Origin of the sequence: Streptococcus parasanguinis (assembly GCF_001074805.1) — a bacterium.
GTDB classification, from domain to species: Bacteria; Bacillota; Bacilli; order Lactobacillales; family Streptococcaceae; genus Streptococcus; species Streptococcus parasanguinis_A.
Genome location: NZ_JUPI01000023.1, coordinates 1 through 9,512, shown reverse-complemented (window position 1 = coordinate 9,512; position 9,512 = coordinate 1). Strand labels below are relative to the sequence as shown.

Below are 9,512 nucleotides of genomic sequence, written 5' to 3'. Positions count from 1 at the left end.
GATTGCTGAAATCATCCACTGGATAATTTCACCTAACGTCCGTACTCACCTAAGGAAAGTTTTTTATATGACTTTTTCTTCAATCTGAAAGTGCTAAGATTTTCATCTTAGCACTTTTACGCTTATCGATTTTGTGCATACTCGATCATATCGTATGGAAGAGTATTGGCACTTTCTCTTAGGGAGTAGCTTTCTAATTCATTGACATTTTGACGCATGCGACGCGCTTGCTTGGCGGTAATCAGGTGTTGCGCTTCGTATTCAAAAATAATCTTACGCTCCAAATAATAGCCTCTCAACATTTCATCGATATTATTTGGTTTCACCCGGTTAATAACCCGCTCCACAAAGGCTCCACTAGTAATAATGGCCGTCTCTCTCAGACGAGATTCTTGCAGGTAAGAGATCAAACTGCTCCGATAAACCCCTTTGAGGTCTTCCAAACTTTCAATGATGATTTCCGTATTGGCCAAATAAAGGGCCGCAATCTGGTCATAATCAATGGCTTCTAACTTTCTATCCTCTCGGTTCCACCAAGTTCGAAAGCCAGACCCTAATGTTAGGATTTCATGGACCAGCAAATGCAAGATGCGGAAAGAAACCAAGAGGTAGTATGTTAGACGAGACGAAAGGTTGCGATTGACCCGCTGCTCCATATTATGAAGATAGCGTTGGTAGACACGGTAGCCCCGCTCGCGCATCTTTCCTTCTTCGTAGGCTTGTTCCAAGCCGTCACTTTCAATACTCAAAATCAAGAGCTTCAGCTGTTCCCAGTCCTTTTGAATGAGCTTGTTTTCTTGGCTTAGAATCAAATTTTCAATCCGACCATGGTAGTTATCAATCGCCGCATACAAGGGACCCTTGTGCTTGCTATTCTTTAGGTCTGCTTCTAATTCCATGACGACATCATTTAAAATCGCGATCTGCATCAGGTAGTTATTAGTTTCTTCCTTATCTTCTGATAATTTTGGAAGTACCACTAACCCAGCAATAAAGCTGACAAGGGTAACTCCTGCCACTAAAAAAAGTAGGACAGGGTATTCTTTTTCGATTTTGGTTGGAATCAAAAGGATCGTTGCAATCGAAACCGTTCCCTTCACACCCGAAAAGGTCAGCAATAAGGCATCTTTCAGATAATTTCTCAACGATTTTTTTAGTCGAACCGTTCGGAACCAATAAAAAAGGTAAACCATGACAAAACGAATCAAAAAGAGCAAGGCTGTCAACAGAAAGACAGAAAGAACTAAAAGAAGATTATTGTAAATGGGGCTACTTAAGATGGGCTTGGCGATCATTTCCAATTCCATTCCTAAGATGACAAAGACCGACCCATTTAAGATAAAGTTGACCGTATTCCAGACAGTATGACTCACAGTATCTACCCGGGCTTCCAAAAGGGTAATGTGCTTAAAGCGACTGGCTTTTAGGATCCCTGATACGACCACAGCGATGATACCAGACACATGGAGTTCTTCTGCTAAGAAAAAAGTCAATAACGGGAGACTCAATTCTAATAACAATTCACTGGCAATATCACTAGCTCGAACACTCAAGAGTAATGTTTGCAGCCAACGGTTCACAAAGGCCGTCAAGATCCCTACTGCAAATCCTCCTATAATGGAGATTCCTAAGGAAATCCCTGCCTCTCCAAGGGAGAAACTTCCGGTCGCAAGGGCTGCCAAGGCCACTCGAAAGGCAACTAGACCTGAGGCATCATTTAGTAACCCTTCTCCTTTTAAGATATTCGAAACCCGCTTTGGAAAGGTAAAGCGCTCAGACAGGGAAGCAAAGGCTACTAAGTCTGTTGGACCTAGAGCTGCCCCTACAGCCATACAGGCTGCTAAAGGAAGGCTCAGCCACAAGGAGTGAGCTGCCCACCCCAAACTAATGGTTGAGATAAAAATCACTGGAAAAATCAAATAAAGAATGATGCGCCAGTGCTTTAAGACAGAAGTAATGTCTGCTTCTTCTGCCTCTCGAAATAACAAAGGGCCAATGACCAAGGCCAGAAAGAGCTCTGTATCTAGATGAAAATTTTCTTCCGGGACAAAGAGGGCCCAAACGATCCCTAGTAAGATTTGAATCAAGGGCAGAGGAAGGCTCGGCACAAGTTTATTGGTGACATTTGAGACGATCAAGATCATCGAGAAGATCACTGCATAAAGGAGTAATTCCATCTTCCTCCCTCCCTAGCGTTCTTGGCAGCAAGTCTCAAATTGCTGTTTTAACTCCGCAATCTTTTGGTCTGTCTTGGTTACATCCTTGTGCTCAATCTTCTTTTGGCACCGTTCCATCTCAAGCGCAACCAATTTCTTTTTTATTTTGAGCATCTTTTTGGTCATATGAGCTTCATCATAAAAACCGATTGCACGCTCGTGAATGGTTGATTCAACAAAATGGTGTCTCAATCCTTCAATTTTATTTTTTAAATATTCTTTATCCATGACGATAGCTTTCTAATTTTTCAATCATGACCAAAAACGGTGGTTGGTTCACTTGATTCAGTGTCCGGTAGATGGTCGCTGTGTAATCTTTTTGAGGGAGCTGACTGACAAAATCTAGCACTGCATCACGCTCGATGTCTCCTCCCTCATGACCATAATAGATCATCAAAGCCATTCGACCACCTTTTTCTAGGCGAGCACAGATTTTTTCCATCGCTTCAATAGTAGTAGCCGGAAGAGTAATGACCGATTTATCCGCAGATGGCAGATAACCTAGATTAAAAATAGCTGCTTTGAGAGTCTCCACATATTGGTCCACATGCTGGTGGCCATCTAAAATCAATTGAACATGCTGAAGCCCCAACTTTTCCAATCTTTCTTGGGTATTTACAAGGGCCTGCTCTTGGATATCAAAGGCATAGACCTGGCCTGCTAGTTTAGCTAAAAAAGCCGTATCATATCCATTTCCCATGGTGGCATCTACCACCACATCTTCTTTGGTGATGACTTCTGCTAAAAATTGATGGGCCATTTCAAGTGGTCGAAGCATCAGCAGTCTCCTTTTCTTCTAGCTTACATCCTTGGGTACTTCCACGACGACGCATTTCAGTTTCAATAGCGTTTAGGACTTCCCATTTGTTGAGACTCCACATAGGGCCAATCAACATATCCCGTGGCGCGTCCCCTGTAATCCGGTGGATGACAATGTGTTTGGGGATGATCTCCAACTGGTCACAGATGACCTTGACATATTCTTCCTGGCTCATGAGTTGGAGTCGTCCTTCATGATAGTCTCGTTGCATACGTGTATTGGTCATCAAATGCAAGAGATGCAACTTGATGCCATCAATTTCATTATCGGTCACACAACGGCGAACATTTTCCACCATCATCTCATGTGTTTCCCCCGGAAGGCCATTGATCAAATGGGACACGATCTCAGCCTTCGGCACCTGTTGGCGAATCCGCTTGACTGTTTCAACGTAGAGGTCATAACTATGGGCCCGATTGATTAATTGAGACGTCGATTCATAAGTCGTCTGAAGCCCCAACTCAATCGTCACATGCATGCGCTTGGTCAGCTCTGCTAGATAGGCCAAGGTATCATCTGGTAAACAATCCGGACGCGTACCGATGTTGATTCCTACTACTCCTGGTTCATTGATGGCCTGCTCATAACGCTCTCGAATGACGTCCACCTTATCGTGGGTATTGGTGAAATTTTGAAAATAGACCAGGTACTTCTTCACATCCGGCCATTTCCGATGCATAAAATCAATCTCTTTGTAAAATTGTTCTCGAATCGGAGCTTCTGGGGCCACAATGGCATCTCCTGAACCTGAGACCGTGCAAAAAGTACAGCCACCATGGGCGACTGTCCCGTCACGATTAGGACAATCAAAGCCTGCATCAATAGGGACTTTAAAGGTCTTTTCTCCAAATAAGGTTCGATAATAATCATTCAAGGTATTGTAGGATTTCATACCCTTCATTATAGCAAAAAAAGAGTCGAACTCAAAACACGAGTCCAACTCCTAGTTGTTAGTTATTTTTGCTTCCCTGTAAAGCGCCATTGAAACCGCAAGCGATCGTACAAGGGGTACTCAAATTGCAAGACAGCAAGGCCCAAAATCATACTGCCGAGAACGTCTGATGGATAGTGGACCCCGACATAAATACGGGAGACCACAATGGTCACAATTCCCATAACCAGCAAGCCTTGAAGACAATAGCGGGCTGTTTTATGTTTTACATGCTGGCCGGTCACGAGGATCAAGCTTCCCAAAACAAGGGTAGACGCCAGTGAATGACCACTTGGAAAAGAAAAGCCTTTTTCCTCTACTAGATGAAGAATACTTGGTCTCGGTCTCTGGTAGATATTCTTTAGAAGAAGAACCAAAAGACCAGTCAATACCAGATTGCTCCCCAGAAAGAGGGCTTCGCTGTACCATTTCTTATAGGCAAAGATCGCCAGCAGAAGACCCACCCAGATGACAATGATCTTGGTATCCATGACGTGGGTTACCTTGGTAAAGAAGGCTGTCAGTGGTGCAGGCAGATCGCCTCGAATAGTAGATTGAAGCGCGCTATCAAAACCAGTTAATTGTTGCGGGTAGAAACGAATCACATACCCGAGAATGACAAAAATGAGAAGGGCGAAGCTTGCCTTCGCCCAATGTTGTTGTTTATTTTTCATATTTTTTCAAAATCGGTTGCAAAAGAGTGTAGATCAATCCAAATGCGATGGCCCAAATCACTCCTTCGATCAGGTTAAACGGTGCAACCATTGCGGCTAAATAGTGGACAAGCCCTAGTGTTTTCGAAATATCATAGTTCATAAAGCGAGCATACAAAGGGATTGCATAGACATAGTTCACCAATACCATCGTGATACTCAAGCTGATCGTTCCAATAATCGTAGCTAGGACAAATCGGCCATGGGTCCGTTCCTTGTTCCAAATCCATGCAAAAGCAAGAACAAAAACAAGAACTCCAATGATATTGATTGGTAGTCCGATCAAGGTTTCAAGCCCCTTATTATTAAGAGCTAATTTAAGAACAGATCGGATCAAGGTCACCCAAACAGCACTTTTAAAATCCAACAAGACCAAAGCCAACAAAATGGCGATGATACTCAAATCAATTTTGAAGAAATCTATCAAGAAAGAAAATTGATAGAACATCAAAATAAAAGATAATGCGGATAAAACAGCCACTAGGGTCAGTTTACGTGTATTTGTCATAACAGGTTCCTCCAATTTTTAAAAAATTAGAGAAGCTGGAAAGACGTCTACTCCATCATTCTACTCTAAACTATTTAAACAAAGCTTAAACCAGAAAATATTCTAGTCACTTTAGCTGGTCTCCATTGAAAAACACCGGTCAATCATAGCACCTAACGTTTTATTCCTATGCATCAGCTCTAAACAGATCAGAATAGCTGTCAGTCTATTCGTCTCTCGTCTTCTCCCATCCAGACTATACTGTCGGTTGTGGAGTCACACCACATCAGCTTGCGCTCGCGGACTTCTTTTAGAGTATGGAAATGGAGATTTTTCTTTTAAACGATGCGACAAGCTGTAGGCATAACTTCTCGTTAAACAAAGCTTGGCAACAAAGTATAAAAGGAAGAGAACATTTCCTAGTAAAAGTCACCGCCGGTCGGGAATCTCACCCTGCCCTGAAGACCTTTTTATGATAACAAAAAAAACTTGCCTAGGCAAGTTTTTGTAACTTCATGGATTACATGGTTCGGTTTTTAATTTTTCGTTCTTATTTGAGCTTGTCGTGCTCATAACGATGGCTCAACTCCAGCCCCTTAAAGCCCTGCTGGCGGAGCGCCTCATAAACAATCATGCAGACGGTATTGGAGACATTTAAACTACGAACATGCTCGTCATTCATCGGAATGCGAATGGCCTTCTCCTCGTGCTGGCGCATAAAATCTTCCGGCAATCCTTTGTCCTCGCGTCCAAACAAGAAATAATGGGATTTCCCATCCTGATAAGAAACGTCCGAATAAGTCTGATTTGCAAACTTAGACACCAAGTGCACCTGACCGTCACGCGCTGCTTCCATAAACTCTTCTAAGCTATCATAGAAACGGACATCCAGCTTGTCCCAGTAATCGAGTCCTGCTCGCTTCATCTTGCGATCATCGATCGGAAAAGCCATGGGACGAATAATATGTAAGGGGGAATTGGTTGCCGCACAAGTCCGTGCAATATTGCCCGTATTTTGTGGAATCTGAGGTTGGAACAAGACGATGTGGTTTTGAGCCGCTGACTCTTGGTAGTCTAGTTCTTCAATATTCATACTCGATCTCTTTCTGATAAAAAAATAGCCACACTGCCCGGAGTCAAGCTCAGCAAACAGCGTGGTTACAGCTTCATTAACTTAACTCACAACAGGTTTGAGGTAAATCAACGAAGGTACCTCTTAAGTATATCACTTTTGAAGCTCCTGTCAATAGTTTTTTTTAGATTTTTTTAAGAAACTATATCAAAGTTTTCGATTCCCCCTCATTCTTCTATTTTGACAATTTTTCCCACTTGTTATTAGCTTGGTATAATTCCTCCAGAAAGTCCTTAAAATAGATGAATTTTTCTTGAAAATAGAGTATGATAGAAGCATACTCTGGAGGTAATCTATGAAAATTATTGTTGTTGGTGGAGGAAAGGTCGGAACGGCCCTTTGTCGTTCTCTCGTTGCTGAAAACCACGATGTTATTTTGATCGAAAAAGACGAATCCGTTCTCAACCATATTACCAAACGGTATGATATCATTGGGATTTTAGGAAATGGCGCAAACTTCAAGATCTTGGAGCAAGCAGATGTTGAAGACTGCGATATCTTCATTTCCATGACCGAGTACGACGAAGTGAACATGGTTTCTGCTGTTTTAGCTAAAAAAATGGGAGCCAAAGAAACCATCGTTCGGGTGCGAAATCCGGAATATTCCAATTCCTACTTCAAGGAAAAAAATATCTTGGGCTTCTCCCTGGTTGTCAATCCTGAATTGCTGACAGCTCGTTATATTGCTAATATCATTGACTTCCCAAATGCCCTTTCTGTGGAGCATTTTGCAAACGGCCGTGTTGCCTTGATGGAATTTAAGATCAAGCCAGATAGCAATCTCTGCAATATGAGCCTATCCCAATTCCGAAAGAAATACGGAAATGTCATTGTTTGTGCGATCGAGCGTGGCAATGAACTCACGATTCCAAATGGAGACTTTGTTTTGCAGCCCCAAGACAAGATTTTCGTGACAGGAAATAGGATCGAGATCGTTCTCTTCCACAACAATGTCCGACCTCAAGTCATTAAGAGCATGATGATGATTGGTGCTGGAAAAATTGCCTACTATCTGCTCAATATTCTCCAGGATGTGCGTCGCAAAATCGATCTCAAGGTCATCGAGGTCAATCGCGAACGAGCTGAATTCTTTAGCCAAGAATTCCCTGACCTCTATGTCGTCCATGGAGACGGAACCGCGAAAGACATTCTTTTAGAAGAGAGTGCCAATAACTTTGATGCTGTGGCTACTTTGACAGGGGTCGATGAAGAAAACATCATCACCTCCATGTTCTTGGATTCTGTCGGAGTCAAAAAGAACATTACCAAAGTCAACCGAACCAGTCTGTTGGAGATCATTGGCGATCAGGATATGACCAGTATTGTCACTCCAAAACGCATCGCTGTAGACACCATTATGCACTTTATTCGCGGGCGCTACAATGCACAGTTCTCAAACCTAGAAGCCTTGCACCATGTCGCAAACGGCCGGATTGAAACCTTGCAGTTTCAAATTAAGGAAGACAACAAACTAACCCAATATCCCCTCTCTGAATTGAAATTGAAGAAGGGCGTTTTGATCGCTGCCATTATTCGAGACGGCAAGGCTATTTTCCCTAATGGGGATGACCGTTTGATGGTAGGGGATCGGATTATCGTGACTACCTTGATTCAAAATGTCACTAAAATCTACGATCTACTTGAGAGGTAAGCCTGATGAATAGAAGCATGATTCGTTACCTCTTATCCAAACTCCTCTTAATCGAGGCAGGTCTCCTAATCGTTCCCCTAGTGGTCGCTGCAATCTATCGGGAACCTACCAAGGTCTTTGTCTCTATTGGAGCAACCATGGCCATCTTACTTGCGTTTGGCCTCCTTGGTAGTTTTCACAAACCTAAGGATTTTCACATCTATGCTAAGGAAGGAGTCCTGATTGTAGCACTTTGTTGGATCCTATGGTCCTTCTTTGGTGCCCTTCCCTTTGTCTTTTCGGGCCAAATTCCAAACATTATCGATGCCTTCTTTGAAGTCAGCTCCGGCTTTACAACAACAGGGGCAACGATTTTAGACGATGTGGGTGTCCTCAGCCACTCTCTCCTCTTTTGGCGTAGTTTTACCCACTTGATAGGGGGGATGGGAGTATTGGTCTTTGCCCTTGCGATTATGGACAATAACAAGAACAGCCACCTTGAAGTCATGAAGGCAGAGGTTCCTGGTCCAGTGTTTGGCAAGGTCGTTTCCAAATTAAAAAACACGGCTCAAATTCTCTACTTCTTGTACTTGGGTTTGTTCTTCCTCTTTGTGGTTCTTTATTTCCGTGCTGGCATGCCCCTGTATGATAGTTTTGTCATCGCCATGGGGACAGCTGGTACTGGGGGCTTTACTGTCTTTAACGATGGGATCGCCCACTACAATAGTAGTTTGATCACCTATTTGGTCAGTATCGGGGTCTTAGTCTTCGGGGTTAACTTTAACCTCTACTACTTCCTCATGATTCGAAAATTCAAGGCTTTCTTTAAAGATGAGGAATTGCGGACCTATATCACGATCGTCCTTGTATCGAGTGTCTTGATTGCCTACAATTGCCTTCACCTTTATGCTAATGTTGCGAAGAGCTTTGAGATTTCCTTCTTCCAAGTTTCCAATATCATCACCACCACCGGTTTTGGTTATGGAACGACGGAAAAATGGCCTCTTTTCTCACAATTTATCCTCTTGATGCTGATGGTCATCGGTGGGTCTGCTGGCTCGACCGCTGGGGGGCTAAAAGTCATTCGGTGCTTGACCTTATGGCGAATCGCAAAAAATCAGGTTCTTTCGACCTTGTCTCCAAATCGCGTTTTGACCTTGCATGTCAACGATACGGTACTCGATAAGGATACCCAGCATCAGATCCTCAAGTACTTTACAATATACAGTTTTATTACGATCGGCTTACTCTTTGTAGTGAGTCTAGACAATAATAGCTTCATGACGGTTGTCAGTGCTGTCTTTAGTTGTTTCAACAATATTGGACCTATGATTGGTACGGGTCAAACCTTCTCCATCTTTAGTCCGATTTCAAAACTGTTACTTTCCTTAGCCATGATTGCCGGACGGCTTGAAATCTATCCAATGATTCTGCTCTTCCTTCCTAAAACATGGTCTAAACGCTGATAAAACGAGAGTGTTATAAAAAAATGAGGCTGGGACAAAAGTCCTAGCCTCTTAATTTTTTTTGGATTGTCGAGCAAGACGCAGTGGTTGAGTGGGCTCTACTACGCTGATTTCATC

The 9,512-nt window shown here is 42.9% G+C and carries 9 protein-coding genes and 1 riboswitch; of the genes, 2 read left to right on the top strand and 7 right to left on the bottom strand.

The window, feature by feature from the left end; translation table 11 throughout:
• Positions 1–122 precede the first annotated feature (122 nt).
• The 7 genes from ADI76_RS01810 to trmL form a co-directional block, all read right to left on the bottom strand.
• Positions 123–2,177 carry a cation:proton antiporter gene (locus tag ADI76_RS01810; protein WP_049514313.1) on the bottom strand — a complete coding sequence of 685 codons (2,055 nt, stop codon included), beginning with the start codon at positions 2,175–2,177 and terminating at the stop codon, positions 123–125.
• Between the two features lie 12 nt (positions 2,178–2,189).
• Positions 2,190–2,444, bottom strand: a complete 255-nt coding sequence (locus tag ADI76_RS01805) for a hypothetical protein (protein ID WP_003005673.1) — start codon at positions 2,442–2,444, stop codon at positions 2,190–2,192.
• Entirely contained in the window at positions 2,437–2,994 is a 558-nt protein-coding gene (locus ADI76_RS01800) for a tRNA (mnm(5)s(2)U34)-methyltransferase (RefSeq protein ID WP_049514312.1), read from the bottom strand. The genes ADI76_RS01805 and ADI76_RS01800 overlap by 8 nt, the downstream gene beginning before the upstream one ends.
• Positions 2,978–3,937, bottom strand: a complete 960-nt coding sequence (locus ADI76_RS01795; RefSeq protein ID WP_080982766.1) for a TIGR01212 family radical SAM protein — start codon at positions 3,935–3,937, stop codon at positions 2,978–2,980. Before ADI76_RS01795 ends, ADI76_RS01800 begins: the two co-directional genes overlap by 17 nt.
• 53 nt (positions 3,938–3,990) lie before the next feature.
• Positions 3,991–4,641, bottom strand: a complete 651-nt coding sequence (locus ADI76_RS01790; protein ID WP_049514308.1) for a phosphatase PAP2 family protein — start codon at positions 4,639–4,641, stop codon at positions 3,991–3,993.
• Positions 4,631–5,188 (bottom strand): ECF transporter S component, encoded by a 558-nt coding sequence (locus ADI76_RS01785; RefSeq protein WP_049472288.1) that lies wholly within the window; start codon positions 5,186–5,188, stop codon positions 4,631–4,633. The genes ADI76_RS01790 and ADI76_RS01785 overlap by 11 nt, the downstream gene beginning before the upstream one ends.
• A gap of 214 nt (positions 5,189–5,402) precedes the next feature.
• Positions 5,403–5,637, bottom strand: a riboswitch (FMN riboswitch).
• Between the two features lie 80 nt (positions 5,638–5,717).
• The gene (trmL, locus tag ADI76_RS01780) at positions 5,718–6,260 is read right to left on the bottom strand and encodes a tRNA (uridine(34)/cytosine(34)/5-carboxymethylaminomethyluridine(34)-2'-O)-methyltransferase TrmL (protein WP_003008338.1); all 543 of its coding nucleotides are present in this window, start codon (positions 6,258–6,260) and stop codon (positions 5,718–5,720) included.
• A 334-nt stretch (positions 6,261–6,594) separates the two neighbouring features.
• Here trmL and trkA point away from each other — a divergent pair, with 334 nt between their 5' ends.
• Both trkA and ADI76_RS01770 read left to right on the top strand, forming a co-directional pair.
• Positions 6,595–7,950 carry a Trk system potassium transporter TrkA gene (gene trkA / locus ADI76_RS01775; protein WP_049514307.1) on the top strand — a complete coding sequence of 452 codons (1,356 nt, stop codon included), beginning with the start codon at positions 6,595–6,597 and terminating at the stop codon, positions 7,948–7,950.
• Between the two features lie 5 nt (positions 7,951–7,955).
• A complete protein-coding gene (locus tag ADI76_RS01770) occupies positions 7,956–9,395 on the top strand; it encodes a TrkH family potassium uptake protein (RefSeq protein ID WP_049514300.1) in 1,440 nt (479 codons plus the stop codon).
• Positions 9,396–9,512: the final 117 nt, after the last annotated feature.

Coding starts and splice junctions, on each gene's coding strand:
- ADI76_RS01810 (WP_049514313.1), bottom strand. CDS start 2,177: ATGGAATTACTCCTTTATGCAGTGATCTTCTCGATGATCTTGATCGTC.
- ADI76_RS01805 (WP_003005673.1), bottom strand. CDS start 2,444: ATGGATAAAGAATATTTAAAAAATAAAATTGAAGGATTGAGACACCAT.
- ADI76_RS01800 (WP_049514312.1), bottom strand. CDS start 2,994: ATGCTTCGACCACTTGAAATGGCCCATCAATTTTTAGCAGAAGTCATC.
- ADI76_RS01795 (WP_080982766.1), bottom strand. CDS start 3,937: ATGAAGGGTATGAAATCCTACAATACCTTGAATGATTATTATCGAACC.
- ADI76_RS01790 (WP_049514308.1), bottom strand. CDS start 4,641: ATGAAAAATAAACAACAACATTGGGCGAAGGCAAGCTTCGCCCTTCTC.
- ADI76_RS01785 (WP_049472288.1), bottom strand. CDS start 5,188: ATGACAAATACACGTAAACTGACCCTAGTGGCTGTTTTATCCGCATTA.
- trmL (WP_003008338.1), bottom strand. CDS start 6,260: ATGAATATTGAAGAACTAGACTACCAAGAGTCAGCGGCTCAAAACCAC.
- trkA (WP_049514307.1), top strand. CDS start 6,595: ATGAAAATTATTGTTGTTGGTGGAGGAAAGGTCGGAACGGCCCTTTGT.
- ADI76_RS01770 (WP_049514300.1), top strand. CDS start 7,956: ATGAATAGAAGCATGATTCGTTACCTCTTATCCAAACTCCTCTTAATC.